12 protein-coding genes are annotated in these 16689 nt (G+C 64.6%); 5 read left to right on the top strand and 7 right to left on the bottom strand.

Features of this window, described 5'->3' with window-relative positions; all coding sequences use genetic code 11:
* Positions 1–90: 90 nt before the first annotated feature.
* The gene (locus V6B08_RS10420; protein ID WP_341980384.1) at positions 91–2061 is read left to right on the top strand and encodes an acetoacetate--CoA ligase; all 1971 of its coding nucleotides are present in this window, start codon (positions 91–93) and stop codon (positions 2059–2061) included.
* Positions 2062–2383: 322 nt separating this feature from the next.
* Here the strand turns inward: V6B08_RS10420 and V6B08_RS10415 are convergent, their stop codons facing one another.
* Entirely contained in the window at positions 2384–3298 is a 915-nt protein-coding gene (locus V6B08_RS10415; protein WP_341980382.1) for a DMT family transporter, read from the bottom strand.
* A gap of 136 nt (positions 3299–3434) precedes the next feature.
* Between V6B08_RS10415 and dctP the strand changes: the two genes are divergently transcribed.
* The 4 genes from dctP to V6B08_RS10395 are packed head-to-tail and all read left to right on the top strand — an operon-like array spanning position 3435 to position 8498.
* Positions 3435–4433, top strand: coding sequence for a TRAP transporter substrate-binding protein DctP (gene dctP, locus V6B08_RS10410; protein ID WP_341980380.1), 999 nt, complete (start codon positions 3435–3437; stop codon positions 4431–4433).
* Between the two features lies 1 nt (position 4434).
* Positions 4435–4968, top strand: a complete 534-nt coding sequence (locus tag V6B08_RS10405) for a TRAP transporter small permease (RefSeq protein ID WP_341980378.1) — start codon at positions 4435–4437, stop codon at positions 4966–4968.
* Between the two features lie 9 nt (positions 4969–4977).
* On the top strand, positions 4978–6285 hold the full coding sequence (locus tag V6B08_RS10400) for a TRAP transporter large permease (RefSeq protein ID WP_341980376.1): 1308 nt from the start codon (positions 4978–4980) through the stop codon (positions 6283–6285).
* Positions 6252–8498, top strand: coding sequence for a xanthine dehydrogenase family protein molybdopterin-binding subunit (locus V6B08_RS10395; RefSeq protein ID WP_341980374.1), 2247 nt, complete (start codon positions 6252–6254; stop codon positions 8496–8498). The genes V6B08_RS10400 and V6B08_RS10395 overlap by 34 nt, the downstream gene beginning before the upstream one ends.
* Before the next feature lie 3 nt (positions 8499–8501).
* Here V6B08_RS10395 and V6B08_RS10390 read toward each other — a convergent pair whose 3' ends face one another.
* From V6B08_RS10390 to V6B08_RS10365, 6 genes are all read right to left on the bottom strand, one after another.
* Positions 8502–9422, bottom strand: a complete 921-nt coding sequence (locus tag V6B08_RS10390) for an alpha/beta hydrolase (protein WP_341980372.1) — start codon at positions 9420–9422, stop codon at positions 8502–8504.
* A gap of 21 nt (positions 9423–9443) precedes the next feature.
* A complete protein-coding gene (locus V6B08_RS10385; RefSeq protein WP_341980371.1) occupies positions 9444–10661 on the bottom strand; it encodes an ABC transporter substrate-binding protein in 1218 nt (405 codons plus the stop codon).
* A gap of 78 nt (positions 10662–10739) precedes the next feature.
* On the bottom strand, positions 10740–11702 hold the full coding sequence (locus tag V6B08_RS10380; RefSeq protein ID WP_341980369.1) for a helix-turn-helix domain-containing protein: 963 nt from the start codon (positions 11700–11702) through the stop codon (positions 10740–10742).
* Positions 11703–11728: 26 nt separating this feature from the next.
* A complete protein-coding gene (locus V6B08_RS10375; protein WP_341980367.1) occupies positions 11729–13735 on the bottom strand; it encodes a TRAP transporter permease in 2007 nt (668 codons plus the stop codon).
* Between the two features lie 131 nt (positions 13736–13866).
* Entirely contained in the window at positions 13867–14829 is a 963-nt protein-coding gene (locus V6B08_RS10370; RefSeq protein ID WP_341980364.1) for a TAXI family TRAP transporter solute-binding subunit, read from the bottom strand.
* 68 nt (positions 14830–14897) lie between these two features.
* Entirely contained in the window at positions 14898–16676 is a 1779-nt protein-coding gene (locus V6B08_RS10365; protein WP_341980362.1) for a glycoside hydrolase family 17 protein, read from the bottom strand.
* Positions 16677–16689 lie beyond the last annotated feature (13 nt).

Genomic DNA, 16689 nt, shown 5'->3' with positions numbered 1-16689 from the left:
GCAGTTTACTACTCCCTGGGCGCCAAGCCCAGTTGCTGCCCCGGCGCCGGCCGGGGTAAAAGGGCCGAAAGCTTCCCCGGAGGAATCGCAATGACCGTGAGCGAAAAGCCGCTCTGGACCCCGACGCCCGACCGCATCCGCCGCAGCCAGCTCTACCGCTACATGACCTGGCTGAAGGAAAAGCGCGGCCTCGATTTCAAGGACTATGACTCGCTCTATCGCTGGTCGGTGACCGAGACCGAGCCGTTCTGGGACAGCCTTTGGCATTTCTACGATATCAAGACGCACAAGCCCTACACCAAGGTGCTGGCCGATGCGTCGATGCCCGGCGCCAAGTGGTTCACCGGCGCCGAGGTGAATTATGTCGATCAGGTGATGCGCCATGTCACCGACAGCCGCCCGGCGATCCTCTATGCCTCCGAGACCGAGCCGCTCAAGGCGATGGGCTGGCATGAACTGCGCGACCGCGTCGCTGCCGTTGCCGCCCATCTGCGCCAGCGCGGCATCAAGCCGGGCGACCGCGTGGTGGCCTATGCGCCGAACACGCCGGAAACCCTGATCGCCTTCCTCGCTACCGTCTCCACCGGCGCCGTGTGGTCGGTCTGCGCCCCCGATATGGGCCTGCAGGCGGTGCTCGACCGCTTCAAGCAGATCGAGCCGGTGGCTTTGTTCGCCGTGGAAGGCGTGCATTACAATGGCAAGCCGATCGACCGGCGCGACATGGTGGGCGAGATCGTCGCCGCCTTGCCGAGCTTGCGCGACGTGATCCTGCTGCCGAGCCAGGCCGAGGCGGTGAGCCTGCCGGAACGCATCGCAGTGGCACGCTGGGCCGATATCGCCTTCCAGCCCGCGGAACTTGAAGTGCTGCCGGTGCCTTACGACCATCCGATCTGGGTGGTGTATTCCTCCGGCACGACGGGTCTGCCCAAGCCCATCGTGCATGGCCATGGCGGCATCATTCTCGAATTGATGAAGATGATGCAGTTGCATAACGACCTCGGCCCCGATGATGTGTTCCACTGGTATTCCAGCACCGGCTGGATCATGTGGAACGCGCAGGTCGCCGGCCTGTGTACCGGCGCCACCATCGCGATCTACGACGGCAGCCCGGCCTGGCCGGATTGGGGCCGGCTGTGGCGCTTCATCGGCGAGGCCAAGGCGACCTTCTTCGGTGCCGGCGCGGCGTTTTTCGCTTCCTGCCTGAAAGCCGAGATCAAGCCGCGCCAGATCGCCGATCTTGCCGCCCTGCGCTCGGTCGGTTCCACCGGCTCGCCGCTTTCGGAAGATGCCTATGCCTGGATCTATCGCGAACTGGGCGACGACGTATGGCTGACCTCGATTTCCGGTGGCACCGATTTCGCCGGCGCCTTTGTCGGCGGCTGCGTCATGCTGCCGGTCCATGCCGGCGAGATGCAGGTGCGTTGCCTCGGCGCCGACATTCAGGCCTTCGATGAAGGCGGCAATCCGGTGATCGACCAGGTGGGCGAACTGGTCTGCGTCAAGCCGCTGCCTTCGATGCCGCTCTATCTCTGGAACGATCCCGATGGTGCGCGCTACAAGGGCAGCTATTTCGATGTCTATCCCGGCATCTGGCGCCATGGCGACTGGATCCGCATCACGCCACGCGGTGGCTCGATCATCTACGGCCGTTCGGATGCCACCATCAACCGCCATGGCCTGCGCCTCGGCACGGCGGAAATCTATCGCGCCGTCGAGGAATTGCCGGAAGTGCTGGATAGCCTGGTGATCGACCTGGAATACCTGGGCCGCGAAAGCTTCATGCCGCTCTTCGTGGTGCTGCGCGAGGGCCTGGTGCTGGACGACGCGCTGAAGCAGAAGATCAATGGCGCTATCCGCCAGGCGGTGTCGGCGCGGTTCATCCCCAACGACATGGTGCAGGTGGCGGATGTGCCGCGCACGCTTTCCGGCAAGAAGCTGGAAGTGCCGGTGAAGAAAATCCTGCTCGGCCAGCCGATGGAGAAGGTCGCCAATCCCGGCGCCATGAGCAATCCGCACAGCCTGAAATGGTATGCGGATTACGCCCGCAAGCTGAACGGCTGAAGTTCTTTGTCACCCTCGCGCCAGCCCTTCGGGCCTGTGCGCCCACGAACGCCTCTGGCGTTCGCGCGCTTACAGAGGGTCCCATTTCGACGGCAAAAATGCGATGCCGGCTTTCGCCGGCATGACAATGCTTTTTTAGCTCGTCATCCTCGGGCTCGACCCAAGGATCTCATGCCGTACGGAGAGAGATGCGCGGATCAAGTCCGCGCATGACGATACTTATTGTTTGTCACTCTCGCGGAAGCGAGAGTCCCATTTCAATGGTAAAAAATGGGATGCCGGCTTTCGCCGGCATGACGGTAGTGAGTGGACGGCGCGGTCTTCACTTGAGCTGCGCGCGGCGTGCCAGGTAGATGCCGAACAGCACCACCAGGCCGCCGCCGATCTGCAGGCCGCTCAGGCTTTCGCCGAGCCACAGCCAGCCGAAGAAGGCGGCCGCCACCGGCTGCAGCAGCACCACCAGCGAGGAAAATGACGCCGGTAGGTGGCCAAGCGCATAGGCGATCAATCCCTGGCCCAGCGCATGGCTGACCCAGGCGAGGCCGAACAGCGTCAGCCAGCCCTGCCCCGTCGCCGGCAGCAGCCCCTCGCCCATCAGCAAGGTCGCCGGCAGCAAGGCCAGCGCCGTCACCAGGCTGGACCACAGCATCAGCGACTGCGTGCCATGGCGGCCGCGCAGCTTGGCCACGGCAATCATGTAGAGGCCATAGAAGCCGGCGGTGGCGAAGGCCAGCATGTCGCCGAACACATTGGTGCCGCCAAGCTGGAAGCTGGAACCGACCAGCATCAGGGCGCCGCAGATCGACACCGCCATCGCCAACATGAACAGCCTGTTGATGCGCTCGCGCAGTATCAGCCAGGCGCCGAGCGTGACGATGACGGGGGCGAAGTTGCTGAGCAAGGTGGCATTCGCGACCGACGTGTATTTGATCGCCAGATGCCAGAAGAACAGGTCGCCGGCGAACAGCAGGCCGGGCAGCAGGATCAGGCTGAGCGGCGGCAGGGTGGCGCGCTCTGGTGCCGGCGCGCGCACCATCCACCACAGCCATAGCGGCGGGATCGCGAGTGCAGTGCGGTAGAAGCCGGTGGCGGTGGGGCCGACCTCGGACAGCCGCACGAAGATCGGTGAGAAGGCGATGGCCAGCGCGCCGATGATCAAGGCCGCCAGGGCCCAGTTCTGGGGCTTATGCGCAAGTGGGGGTGTGGCCGGGTTCGGGGTCTCGGCGGGCGTTTCCATGCCGGATCGTTACGCCCGGACGGAGCCACGCTCAAGCCACGCGGGAGATAAATTTGTTCGCCCCAACCGGGCAGTTACCTTAAACTTAGGGTTCTGATAAATACACCGGATCGAATTTTCGGGAGGAACAACAACCATGCGTCTCGTCGCGCTCAGTGTTACCGCTATTGCCGCCCTCGCCGCCGGCTCGTTGATGGCCGGCGCCGCCCAGGCCCAGACCGTGATGCGCATCAGCCATCCGGTGCCGACCGCGCACCACGTGCACAAGGCCGTGGAAGCTTTCAAGGCCGATCTCGAAGCCCGCACCAAGGGCACCATGCGGGTGGAAATCTTCCCCGCCGAGCAGCTCGCCAAGCAGAGCGAGACCCATGCCAGCGTGGCGCGCGGCGCCTTCGAGGCCGGCGTGCTGACCAACTTCACCTGGGGCAACACCGTCCCTGAGATGAACGTGCTGACCATCCCCTACCTGCTGACCGACCTGGAGAGGATCAAGAAGTTTCCGGGCTCGCCGGCGGCGCTGATCCTGGAGCAGGCCTTGCTGGCCAAGGGCGTGCGCAACATCACCTGGTTCTACACCACGCGACAATCGATCTTCACCTCGGCGAAGAAGCCGCTGGTGCAGCTTGAAGACCTCAAGGGCCTGAAGATCCGCGGCCTCTCGGCGCTTTCCGATACCGGTCTGGCCGCCATAGGCGCCTCGCCGACCCCGACGCCGGCACCGGAAGTCTATCAGGCGCTGCAATCCGGCGTGCTCGATGCCGGCCTCACCGACGTGTCGGCCGCCGTCAGCCGCCGCTTCTACGAAGTGCAGAAGTTCGGCACCGTGGCGCCGTATTTCTCGGTCTACTTCCACATGTTCGCCAATCCGGCCTGGTATAACCGCCTCACCACCGGCGAGAAGGACGCGCTGGCGGCCGCCGCCAAGAAGGCCGAAGCCGACATGATCGGCCTGACCGAGGCAACCGCCGAAGCGGCGATCAAGGAACTGCCGCAGAAGGGCATGACCATCCACATGCAGACCCCGGCCGAGGCCGCCACCTGGAAGGCGGCGCTGCAGAAGCCGGTGATCGATGCCTTCGTGAAGGCGGTGCCAGAAAACGGCCCGAAGCTGATCGACGCGCTCAACAAGCTCTGAGATGGCTTTGATCACACGCTTCATCGCGTTGCTGTCGGGCCTCGCCGCGCAAGTGGCGGGGCTCGCGGCTTTGGTCTGCCTTGCGCTGGTGGGTGCCGGCGTGGTAGCGCGCTATTTCTTCCATGCGGCGCAAAGCTGGATCGATGAAAGCGCCACCTGGCTGGTGATCATCATGGTGCTGCTGGCGATGCCGGAAGCGCAACGGCTGAACGCCAATATCGGCGTCGATGCCCTGGTGACGAAGTTCAACCGCACCGGCCAGCGTCTGCTGGCGGTGTTTTCCGCCGCATCCGTGGCGGTGGTCGGCGGCCTGATGCTGTGGGCCGGCATCGATACCGTCAGCTTCTCGCAGATGATCGGCGTGAAGGCCAACACGCTGGCCTGGGTGCCGATGTGGTGGATTCATATTTTCCTGCCCATCGGCGGCACTTTGCTGCTGTTGGTCGCCCTGGTGCAGTTGGCCGAAGCCCTGAGCCCGAAATGGCAGCCGCCGGTCGCCGATGATCCGATCCACGGCACCCGCAGCCACGAGTAACGCAGCGCCATGTCCTTCATCATCATCCTCACGCTGCTGATCGCCCTGCTCTATACCGGCCTGCCGATGTTCGCCGGCATGTTCCTGTTCTCTGCCGCCGTGCTGTTCTACGTCGAGGGCAGCATCCCGACGCTGGGCGAATTCATCATCGGGCAACTGGATGGCTACCTGCTGGTGGCGATCCCGCTATTCATGCTGATGTCGCATTTCATGGTGCGCGGCAAAGTGGTGGATGACCTCTACGGCGCCGCCTACACCTTCATGCGCCATATCCCCGGCGGCCTCGGCATCGCCACCGTTTTCGCCTGCGCGGTCTTTGCCGCGATTTCCGGCTCCTCGGTGGCCACCGCGCTGACCATCGGCGCCGTCGCCATTCCGCAGATGCTGAAATACGGCTACACGCCGCGCGGCGCCTATGGCGTGGTGGCCGGCGGCGGCACCCTTGGCATCCTGATTCCGCCTTCCGCGCCGATGGTGCTTTACGGCGTCGCCTCCGATACCTCGGTCGGCGCGCTGTTCATGGCCGGCGTGTTCCCCGGCATCCTGATGGCGGTGATCTTCGCCGCCTATTGCTGGTTCACCGAAGGCCGCATGGAGCAGAAGCGCATCAATGCCGGCGGCTATATCCGCCCGGCCCGCGCCTCGCCGGCCGAGATGGGCGCCGCGCTGAAACGTTCCTTCTGGGCCTTCACGCTGCCGCCCTTCGTGCTCGGCGGCATGTATCTCGGCATCTTCACCGCCACCGAGGCCGCCGCCACCGGCGCGCTCTGGGCCTTGTTCATCGCCACCTTCATCTACCGCAAATTCGGCCTCAAGGATCTCTGGCAGGGCGGCCAGGAAGCGGCGCGCACCTCGGCGGTGCTGTTCCTGATCATCGTCTCCGCCGGCCTGTTCGGCCATATGCTGACCAAGCTGCATATCCCGGATCAACTCGTTGCCATAGTGGTCGAGAATAACCTGACCAAGTACCAGTTCCTCGCCATTCTGATGGTGGTTATCTTCATCCTGGGCCTGATCCTGGAAAGCTTCTCGATCATCCTGATCACCACGCCGGTGATCCTGCCGGTGATGGCGGCGCTCGGCATCGACAAGGTGTGGTATGGCGTGCTGCTCACCATCAACCTGGAACTGGCGCTGATCTCGCCGCCGGTTGGCATGAACCTGATTGTCATCCGTTCCATCACCGGCGCGCCGCTGGTCGAGGTGGACAAGGCCGCCATCCCCTATATGCTGATGCTCGGGTTGGGTATTGCCCTGATCATGCTGTTTCCGGAAGTGGCGCTATGGCTTCCCTCCACGATGAAACTCGGTCAGTAAGCCGCCGCGACCTGCTGAAAGGCATCGCGGCGACCGGCCTGCTGGTGGGCATGCCGCTTCCCTTCGAGGCTCAAGCCCAGGGACAGCAACGCGTGCGCAGCGTGCAGAGCTTCCAGCTTGGCATCTGGCTGCATATCGGCGCCGACGACCGCGCCACCGTGCTGCTGTGCCAGTCGGAAATGGGCCAGGGCGTGCATACAATGCTGCCGACCCTGGTGGCTGAGGAACTGGAAATGCCGCTGGAGCGCATCGACGTGCGCAATGCGCCGGCGGATGCGATCTACCGCAACACCTATCTGGTGAAGGCGATGCTGGCCGGCGGCACACCGGAGAAACTTGGGCCCGCCGCCGACTGGCTGCTGGAACGCATGGGCCGTGTCGCCGGGCAGCAGATCACCGGCGGCTCCAGTTCGGTGCGCTGGCTGTTCCAGCCCTTGCGCCGCGCCGGCGCCGTGGCACGGCTGCAACTGGTTCAGGCCGCAGCCTCGGCCTGGGGCGTGGCCGTGCAGGAATGCCGCGCCGAGGCCGGCCGTGTGCTGCATCCGGCTTCAGGCCGCAGCCTCGGCTATGGCGAACTGGCGGAAGCCGCAGCATCACTGCCCGCGCCCGCCAATGTGGTGCTGAAAGACCCTGAGCAATGGACCCTGCTCGGCAGCCCGCAGCAGCGCCTCGATACGCCGGCCAAGATTGACGGCTCAGCGCGCTTCGGCATCGATGTGCGCGAACCGGGGCAGCTTTTCGCCGTGGTGCGCTTCGCGCCGCAACTGGGCGCCAAGCTGAAAAGCCTGGATGGCACCAAGGCATTGGCGCTGCCCGGCGTGAAGGCCGTGGTGGCGCTGGACAATGGCTTCGCTGTGGTCGCCGACAGCACCTGGCGGGCGCTGAGCGCGCGCGACGCCGTAAACGCTCAATGGGGCCCGGGCGCGCAGGACCTGCTGGATAGCGCCACGCTATGGCGCATGTATGAGCAAAGCTTCGTCACCGGCAAGCCGGACAAGGCGGTGAGCCATGGCGATGCCGACAAGGCACTGGCTTCCGCCGCGACAACACTTGATGCCGAATACCGCCTGCCGCTGCTGGCCCATGCTGCGCTCGAGCCGATGAATGCCACGGTACGGCTCGGCCGCGATGGCTTTGTCGATGTCTGGGCGCCGACCCAGGGCCAGGACCTCGCACGCAAGGCCGCCGCCGATGGCACCGGCATTGATGCCGACAAGGTGCGGGTGCATACCACCTTCCTTGGTGGCGGTTTCGGGCGCCGCGCGGAAGGCGATTTCGTGGCGGTGGCGGCGCGCGTCGCCAAGGCGGTACCCGGCCTGCCGATCCAGGTGCTGTGGCCGCGCGAAGAGGATATGCGCAACGATTTCTACCGCCCGGCCAGCCTGCATCGCCTGCGCGTCGGCCTGGATGCACAGGGCAATATCGCCGCCTGGAAACAGACCATCGCCTGCCCCTCGATCATGCGCCGGGTGTTTCCGCCTTCACGCTTCCTCGGGCCGGACGAAACCGCCTTCGAGGGCGCCCATGAAGCGGCCTATGCGATACCCGATCTGCGATTGGACTGGCTGCCGGTGGAAACCCCGGTGCCGGTGGGCTTCTGGCGCTCGGTCGGCCATTCGCATACCGCCTTTGTGAAGGAAACCATGATCGACCAGGCGGCGTTGCAGGCCGGCATCGATCCGCTGGCCTACCGCATGAAGCTGCTGGCCAATGCGCCGCGCCATCAGGCTGTTCTTGAACTCGTCGCCGCCAAGGCTGGCTGGGATGCGCCTTTGCTGCCCGGCCAGGGCCGTGGCCTGGCGTTGCACACCTCCTTCGGCGCCATCGTCGCGCAAGTCGTGGAACTGGAACTCGATAAGGGTAAGCCGCGCCTCAGCCGCATCACCGTGGCCGCCGATATCGGCCGCGTGCTGAACCCGAATATCGCCGAGGCGCAATTCTCCGGCGCCGTGGTGTTCGCGCTGGCCGCCGCGCTGCATGGCGAAGTGACCCTGAAGAACGGCGGCGTAGTGGAAGAGAATTTCGACAGCTACCAGATGCCGCGCCTGGCCGACACGCCGCCGATTGCGGTGCATTTCATCGCCAGCGGCGCGCCCCCCGGCGGTGCCGGCGAGCCTGGCGTGCCGCCGCTGGCGCCGGCTTTAGCCAACGCCATCCAGCGTGCCGGCGGGCCACGCCTGACCCGCCTGCCGATCCTTACGCAGATGGCTTAGGCCTCACCCCGATGGCTTGAGCCGTTCCACAAGCCGGCTTGCCAGCCAGGCAAGGTGTCGGGCAGCGGCCGGCGACATGGCAGCCGCGCGCAGAAAGCCGTGGATCATGCCCTCGGCAGAATGAAAATCGACAGCGACGCCGGCGTTGGCCAGCTTGGCGGCATAGGCGCGGCCCTCATCGCGCAGCGGATCATGCTCTGCCACCAGAATGACCGTGGGTGGCAGCCCTTGCAGTTCCTCATGGCGCAGGGGCGCCACTTCCGGCCGGCCGCGTGACCCCTCTCCCGCCGTGTAATGCATCCAGAAACTGCGCGCCAGGGCGCGGCTGAGAAACGGCCCGCCGGCATTCTGGTGATAGGAAACCGTATCGAAATAATCGTCCAGCGCCGGGTAGATCAGGCATTGCGCGGCCAGAGGCACGGTCCGTTGTTGCTGCGCTATGGCCGCGGCGATATTCGCGCCGGCGCTGTCGCCGCCAATGGCCAGCCGCGCCGCGTCAATCCCCAGTGCCGTCGCCTTGCGGTGCAGCCAGCGCAGCGCGCTGACGCCGTCGATGAAGCCGGCAGGGAAAGGATGCTCCGGGGCCAGTCGGTATTCGACGCTGAACACAGTAATGCCGGCCTGCAATGCCAATGCGGCGGTGATCGCTTCATGGCTGGCGATGCTGCCCATCACCCAGCCGCCGCCATGGAAGTAAAGCAGGGCCGGCAGCGGTCCACGCACCGTTTTCGGATGATAGCAGCGCACGGCAACGCCATCGGCATCATGGTCGCTCACCAGCAGCGCCTCGGGCAACGGCGCGGGTGGCCCGGCCAATGCCGCGATGCGGCGGCGGTATTCAACCACCGGCAGGCTTTCGGGCGGCTCAGGAAAGGCTTGGTCGAGCGCGGCGATGAATGCCGACAGGGATGGTTCAATTTTCATCGCCACACCCGACCAATTCGCTCAGCCACCGATCAGCGGACAGCCGCTTTCCTTTTCGCTCATGAAGGCCTGCTCACCCGGCAGGGTGCGCAGGATCTTGTAGTAATCCCACGGCCCCTTGGATTCCTGCGGCGTTTTCACCTGCACCAGATACATGTCATGCACCATGCGACCATTACGGAGAATCTTGCCACCCTCGGCGAACATGTCGTTCACCGGCATGGTGCGCATCGCCGCCGCCACCTTGGCGCCATCATCGGTGCCGGCCTGCTCGATGGCCTTGAGATAATGCCGCACCGACGAATACGTGCCCGCCTGCGGCCCGCTCGGCTTCTTGCCGGTGCGCTTCTCGAATTCCGCCGACCAGGCCCGGCTGGCGGGCGTGCGGTCCCAATAGAAGGAGGTGGTGAAATTCAGGCCCTGGGCCACCCGCAGGCCCATGGAATGCACATCGTTGATGAACACCACCATCGGCACCAGCCGCTGCTTGCCGCGTCCGATATCGAATTCTGCGGCCTGCTTCAGGGCATTGCTGGTATCGCCGCCGGCATTGGCCAGACCGATCACATCCGCCTTGGAGCTTTGCGCCTGCAGCAGGAAGGAAGAGAAATCGGCGCTGTTCAGCGGATGCTTCGCCTCGCCGACGATCTTGCCGCCGACACTATCGAGCAGGCGGGCCACATCGGCCTGCATGGCATGGCCGAAGGCATAGTCAGCCGTGATGAAATACCAGCTCTTGCCGCCCTCCTGGAACACCGCCTTGGCGGTGCCGACCGAGAAGGCATAGGTGTCGTAGGTCCACATGAAGCCGGTGGGCGAGCAGGCCTTGCCGGTCAGCGCCGTGGTGGCGGCGCCGGAGACCAGACTGACCTTGCCCTTCTGCTTGGCCAGTTCCTGCACCGCCAGCGCCACCGAGGAGGTGGGCAGGTCGGCGATGACATCGACGCGATCCTTGTCGAACCACTGGCGCGCGATGGCGGAGCCGACATCGGGCTTGTTCTGATGGTCGGCGGAAACCAGTTCGACCGGCACGCCGTTGACCTTGCCGCCGAATTCCTCCACCGCCATGCGGGCGGCGATGATCGAACCCGTGCCGCTAGCATCGGAATAGACGCTGCCCTGGTCGGTCAGCACACCAATGACAATGGCATTGTCGGAATATTGCGCCAAAGCCGGCGAGGCAGCGAACATGGCCGGCAAGCTAACGAGCGCGGCAGCGGTAAGGCGGCATTTCAGCATGATTTCCTCCCGGCGGGTTCTGGTTGCCGGGATCTTCGCCGAAACGCTCAGGCCGGGCTCAACCCAGCGCGCACCGCGTCATGCACCAGAGCGCATTCCGGCCCGGCGCAACGCGCTGGGGGTTTCGCCGAAACGGCGGCGAAAAGCGCGGCTGAAATGGGTCGGGTGGTTGAAGCCGGCGGCAAAAGCGATATCCGTGAGGCTACGGCCGGACTGCCGCGGATCCAGCAGGGTACGGCGGCAATGCTCAAGCCGGGCTTCCAGCACATGCTCGCCAAGGCTCTGGCCCGTGGCGCGCAGCACCTGATGCAGGTAGCGCACAGAAATCCCCACCCCGGCAGCCACCGCCGCAGGCGAGAGGTCGCCAGCCAGGTTCTGGCGGATATGGCGACGGATGCGGGCGCTATGGGCGGCACGCACGCTACCGTCATCAGCCTCCATGTCATCTTCCGGTCGCGCCAGCAGGAAGGCGACAAGGTCTATCAGCCGCTCGGTGAGGAAATCCGCTTCGGCTTCGGTGCAGCCCGCCAATGTTGCCGATACCTGCGCCGCGAAGTCGGCAACCAGATTGGCGCGGCAACCCGGCCCGCCCAGCGCGAACTGGTAGGTAGGCGCCAGCCGTGGCAGGCGCTGGCGCAGACGCCCCAGCGGGATCATCACATTCGCGGTGTCGAAACCGCTCCGGTCATGCGAGCGATAAGGAATGGCATTGGACAACAGATAGAGTTGCCCCGGCGCCAGCAGAACCTCGCCCCGCGCCGTGCTGATGCCCCAGGGACCATACAGCGGCCGGCTGAGTGCATAGAACTGATCCGCCATGGCGGCAAGATTGCGCTTGGTGCGGATCAGGTTCTGGCCACGGTAGGACACGGTATTGAACACCAGCCCGCCCATGGCACGGCTATGGATCGAGCCGGCGAGCGGCTCGCGCCCGGTCGGCTCGATCTCCACCTCGCCCCAGATACCGGACAGTACGGTTCTCCAGGCCTCGGCGCGTTGCGACGCCGGCAGGCCATCAGTGGAGAAACGCAATTCCCGCATCGCCTCGTCGTCCCCAGGTCGCGCGCTTAAGCCGCCGCCGGCTTACTTCTTCCCAGCCATTGCACGCCGCACAGCACGGCGGTGAGCAGGATGCCGGCGATCTTGATCGGCTCGATATGCTGCACCTCGATGAAGCCGAACAGGGCATCCATGATCGAGGGGAACAGCAGCATCGTGCCGGCCAGGATGAAGGCAAGCTGCAGCGCCAGGCCGGTGCGCTTCATGAAGAAGCCTTGCGTGGCGATGCCATAGGCGAAGATGCCGACGCAGGTGGAGAAGCTGACCCAGACGATCTGCAGCCAGGAGCCATCCTTGGGCATTTCCAGCAGCAGACCGATGCCGAGCGGATCGAGCACGAACACGAACGGCACCAGGAAGGCCGGCATGGTGTATTTCCAGCTTTGCAGCGTCGTGGTGTAGGGGCTGGCGCCAGTGATCGCTGCCGCCGCGAAGGGCGACAGGGCAGTCGGCGGCGACACTTCGGAGAGCACCGCGTAATAGAAGATGAACATATGCGCGGCGTAATCCTTCACGCCAAGCTGGATCAGCGCCGGCGCCGCGATCACCGCGCAGATGATGTAGGACGCCGTGACTGGCACGGCGAGGCCGACGATCCACACGATCAGCGCGGTGTAGACCGCTGTCAGCACCAGGCTGCCGCCGGCATAGGCGATGGCGATGGAACTGAACTTCAAGCCCAGACCCGTGAGCGTGACGACGCCGACGATGATGCCGGCGGCAGCGCAGGTCGCCGCCGTGCCAAGCACGCCGACCGAGCCCGATGCCAGCGCCTCGATCAGCTTCTTTGGCACCAGGGCGGTATCGCGGCGGCAATAGCTCACGGCGACAGCCAGGATAGTGGCCCAGAACACGCTCAACACCGGCGAGAAGCCGAGCAGCATCAGCACCACGATCGAGATCAGTGAGGTGAAGTGATAGCCATACTGCTTGGTCAGCGCCCACAAGCTCTGGCGCTCGCCCATATCAACATTGGCGATGGCGTATTTGCCGGTATCCAGCTCCACCATCACCAGCAGGCTGAAGTAGTAGAGCAGCGTCGGGATCGCCGCCATGCGGATGACGTCGAGATAGGAAATCTTGAGGAACTCGGCGATCAGGAAGGCCGCCGCGCCCAGCACCGGCGGTGAGATGATGGCGCCGAGGCCGCCCGCCGCCAGCAAGCCGCCTGCGGCTGCCGGCAGATAGCCGGCGCGCTTCAGCATCGGCCAGGCCACCGAACCGATGGTGACGGTGGTGGCGACGCCGGAGCCCGAGGGACCGCCGAGCAGGAAGGAGGACAGCACGATGGCACGGCCGGTCGAGTTGGTCTTGCCGCCCAGCGCCGAGAAGGAGAAATCGATGAAGAATTTGCCGGCGCCGGAGAATTGCAGCACGGCACCGAAGATGGTGAACAGGATGATCAGGCTGGAGGACACATCGACCGCGGTGCCGAAGATGCCTTCCAGCGTCATGTAGAGATGACCGACCAGCCGGTCGAGATCATAGCCCTTGTGAGTCCAGGGCGCCGGCAGGTAGGGCCCGAACAGCGCATACAGGATGAACAGGATTGCCACCACCGGCATGATCCAGCCGGTGGTGCGGCGCGTTGCCTCCAGCACCAGCAGGATAAACACGGCGCCGACCATCATGTCGGTCTGGTTCGGCAAGGTGGCGCGGTCGGTGAGGTCCTCGCCGCCCTGGAGCAGATACCAGATGGTGCCGATGCCGATCAGGGCGGTGAGCACATCCCACCAACGGATGCGGTCGCGGAAACGGGCGGCGATGGGAAACAGCAGGAAGGTGAGCAGCAGCACGAAGCCGACATGGATCGGGCGCAATTCCTGGGTCGGCACGATGTCGTAGGCGGCATAGAGATGGAACAGCGTCATGATCACCGCCAAAGCCGTGATCAGATGGCCGCTCCAGCCGGAAAGCCGGTTGGCCGCGCCCTCTTCCTGCTCGATATATTCCTCGACCTTGCGCTGAGTGTCGGCGTCCAGGCCCTGCGTGATCTTGCCGCTGTCGTCGCTCATCCCACTCCCCCTTACGCTACGTTTATCTGAATCCCTGCTTATCTTATGTAGAGTTTACGCACCCCACTTAAAACAAACCCTGCTCCAGCCTCCGCTGGAGCAGGGTTCGGCCTGAACGCTGACGCTCAGGCTTACTCGGTCTTGATGCCCTTTTCGTTGAAGTACTTCAGCGCGCCGGGATGGAAGGCCACCGGCGTGTTGGTCTTCTTCTGGGTCTCGGCCTTGATGTTCTTGGCCTCGGCATGCACCTGGGCCAGTTCATCGCGCTTCTCGAAGATGGTCTTGACGATGTTGTAGGCAACGTCGTCCGGCATCGAGTCATGCGCCAGCAGGATGTTCCACACGCTGGAAATGGCGTTCGGCTTGTCCTGGCCCGGATAGGTGCCGGCCGGGATGGTGCCGGCGGCATAGAGCGGGCCGTACTTGGCGTTCATCTTCGCCACCAGATCGGAATGATCGATCAGCTTCAGCTTGGTGCCCGGCGTGGCGCCGAGATCGGTCACCGCCGCGGTCGGCAGGCCGCCGACCCAGAAATAGGCGTCGATCTTCTTGTCCTTCATCGCGTTGGTGGACTCGGCCGCACCCAGGCGCTCGCGCTTGAGGTCCTTGTCCTTGTCGATGCCGGCGGCTTCGAGCACGCGGAAGGCCATCACTTCGGTGGCCGAACCCGGCGAGCCGGTTGAGACGCGCTTGCCCTTGAGGTCCGCCATGCTGTTGACGCCCGAGCCATCCACCGACACCACATGCATGATGTTCGGATACAGCACGGCCAGCGCCTTATGTGCCACCGGGGCGCCCTTGAACTTGTCCTCGCCGCGCGAGGCATCGAGCGAGGCATCGGCCATCGAGAAACCGATATCCGCCTTCTTGGCGCCAACCAGCTTCAGATTGTCGACCGAACCGCCGGTGACTTCGGCAGTCGCCTGCCAGCCCGGCACATACTTGGTGAGCAGATTGGCGAGGCCGCCGCCCATCGGATAATAGACGCCGCCGGTACCGCCGGTGGCGATCGACAGGTTGCGCGACTGCGCCTCGGCGCTGCCCGCCATCGCAACCGCGCCGATCAGCGCCATGCTAAACAGAATCCGCTTCATCGTTCGTTCCTCCGTTTATGGGATCTTGACGGGAACTATTGGCTGTCCCTCGCCCCAACTATAAGTGGTCAGCGCGCCGCTGCCAACCGGGCAATGCCATCCCGGGCCAGAAGCCGCAGATTGCCCAGCAGCGGCAGCGCATACGCCGCGGAAATCAGCGCCCAGGCGAGGCCTTCGCGATTGCTCGGGCGCTCGATCAGCACCACCATCACCGCCGAACAGAGCAGCAGCCAGGCGAGAATCGCTTCGCAGCGCAAGGTGATTGGCGATTCTGCCGTTTTATCGGGCAAAGCAAAGCCGGTGGCCAGAGAGCTGCCGCGCGAGGCGGCACCGAAAACCGCCAGCAGCAGGAATCCAGCAATCGGCAGCAAAGCGTAATCGATGGGAAAATCGCGATAGCGGCCGGCGATGGCGAGCATCAGATTCTGGTACAGCGCATAGAGCGCGAAGGCAGCGAACAGCCACTCGCCGAGCCGCACGCGATAAAGCCGGCGGTATTCCGCCAGCTTGGCTTCGCTGACGGTGTGATTGCCGAGCGGCAGATAGAGCGGCGCGAAGGATTTCAGTTCGCGCAGCCGCTGGCCCAGGCCGATGAAGGCGGCACGCGGCGCCTCCTTGCCGGAGAGGCGGTCGAGCACTTCCGAGAACAGCAGCAGCGCGAAGATCGATTGCAGCCCCAGCATGATGAGGAATTCGCTGAAACGCAGCGTGCTGAAATTGTAGCTGACACCATGCTCGACGCAGGCGGCCAGTGCGGCACCGGCGACCTGGATCAGCAGCACGGCACCGAGCATGCGCCAGGGCGGCAGGCTGATCAGGCGCGAGACCTGCAGCACCGCCAGAATCAGGCCGATCAGGCTGGCCAGCGCGGCATAGATCGACCAGTTAGGCAGCTCAGACAACCGGCCATCGGCGTCGTATTTCGGATGGCGCAATTCATCGAGCAGGCCCCAGGCGCCGCCGACGGTGCCTTCCAGCGCCACCTTCCAGGGCTGATCGAACGCTTCGACCAGGTTGTAGTCGAGCTTCTTCTCTTCGGCGAGGCGGATGAAATCGCTGATGAAGCTGGCGGCCTCATGGCGCGTCGGCACGGCTTCACGGCGCGAGCGGCCAAGCGATGGCCAGCCGACTTCGCCGATCAGGATCGGCTTGCCCGGCAGCTTGGCCTGCACGATGTTGTAGACATCCAGGATATGCGGCATCGAGTGATCGACCGCGATCGGCACATCCTCCCAATAGGGCAGGAAATGCACCGTGACGAAATCGACCTCGTCGAGCAGTTGCGGATTGCGCAGCCAGAATTCCCACACATCGGCATAGGAAACCGGCTGCTTCACCGCCGCCTTGACGCGGCGGATATAGCTGATGAGCTGGTCGACCGTGAGGTCCTTGCGCAGCAGCACTTCGTTGCCGACGATGACGCGCTTGATGGTATCGGGATAGCGGTTGGCCTGATCGATCAGCGCCTCAACCTCTTCCTCGTTGACATTCGGCAGTTGGCCGAGCCAGGCCGAATGCGTCACCTCGAGGCCGTAGCGGCCGGCCAGTTCAGGCACCGCCTCCAGGCCTTCGCGCGAGGTGTAGGTGCGCACGCCGCGCGCCACGGCACGCACGGCATTGAGGTCCTCGGCGATTTCCTCGCGTGTCGGATAGACCTTGGTGAGCGGACTCTGGCCGCGCTTGAACGGCGCGAAGGACACGCTTTTCACCTGCCCGATGGGTTGGCCGACGGCGGTGTTGCCATAGGGCAGCGGCCGGTTCGGATACCACCAGGCGGCGGCGTTGAGCAAAGCCGCCAGGGCCAGGAAGCACAGCAGATACAGGAAGCGGCGGGCCGGCGCGGTCATCGTCGGTCTCTAC

This window comes from Ferrovibrio sp. MS7 (assembly GCF_038404985.1).
Lineage (GTDB): Bacteria > Pseudomonadota > Alphaproteobacteria > Ferrovibrionales > Ferrovibrionaceae > Ferrovibrio > Ferrovibrio plantarum.
The sequence above is the reverse complement of the archived record's forward strand: the minus strand, read 5'-3'. Positions and strand labels throughout refer to the sequence as shown.

What these genes read in the sequence shown, in the direction of transcription:
- V6B08_RS10420 (WP_341980384.1), top strand. Translation starts at nt 91, where the DNA reads ATGACCGTGAGCGAAAAGCCGCTCTGGACCCCGACGCCCGACCGCATC.
- V6B08_RS10405 (WP_341980378.1), top strand. Translation starts at nt 4,435, where the DNA reads ATGGCTTTGATCACACGCTTCATCGCGTTGCTGTCGGGCCTCGCCGCG.
- V6B08_RS10375 (WP_341980367.1), bottom strand. Translation starts at nt 13,735, where the DNA reads ATGAGCGACGACAGCGGCAAGATCACGCAGGGCCTGGACGCCGACACT.
- V6B08_RS10370 (WP_341980364.1), bottom strand. Translation starts at nt 14,829, where the DNA reads ATGAAGCGGATTCTGTTTAGCATGGCGCTGATCGGCGCGGTTGCGATG.
- dctP (WP_341980380.1), top strand. Translation starts at nt 3,435, where the DNA reads ATGCGTCTCGTCGCGCTCAGTGTTACCGCTATTGCCGCCCTCGCCGCC.
- V6B08_RS10415 (WP_341980382.1), bottom strand. Translation starts at nt 3,298, where the DNA reads ATGGAAACGCCCGCCGAGACCCCGAACCCGGCCACACCCCCACTTGCG.
- V6B08_RS10390 (WP_341980372.1), bottom strand. Translation starts at nt 9,422, where the DNA reads ATGAAAATTGAACCATCCCTGTCGGCATTCATCGCCGCGCTCGACCAA.
- V6B08_RS10365 (WP_341980362.1), bottom strand. Translation starts at nt 16,676, where the DNA reads ATGACCGCGCCGGCCCGCCGCTTCCTGTATCTGCTGTGCTTCCTGGCC.
- V6B08_RS10395 (WP_341980374.1), top strand. Translation starts at nt 6,252, where the DNA reads ATGGCTTCCCTCCACGATGAAACTCGGTCAGTAAGCCGCCGCGACCTG.
- V6B08_RS10385 (WP_341980371.1), bottom strand. Translation starts at nt 10,661, where the DNA reads ATGCTGAAATGCCGCCTTACCGCTGCCGCGCTCGTTAGCTTGCCGGCC.
- V6B08_RS10400 (WP_341980376.1), top strand. Translation starts at nt 4,978, where the DNA reads ATGTCCTTCATCATCATCCTCACGCTGCTGATCGCCCTGCTCTATACC.
- V6B08_RS10380 (WP_341980369.1), bottom strand. Translation starts at nt 11,702, where the DNA reads ATGCGGGAATTGCGTTTCTCCACTGATGGCCTGCCGGCGTCGCAACGC.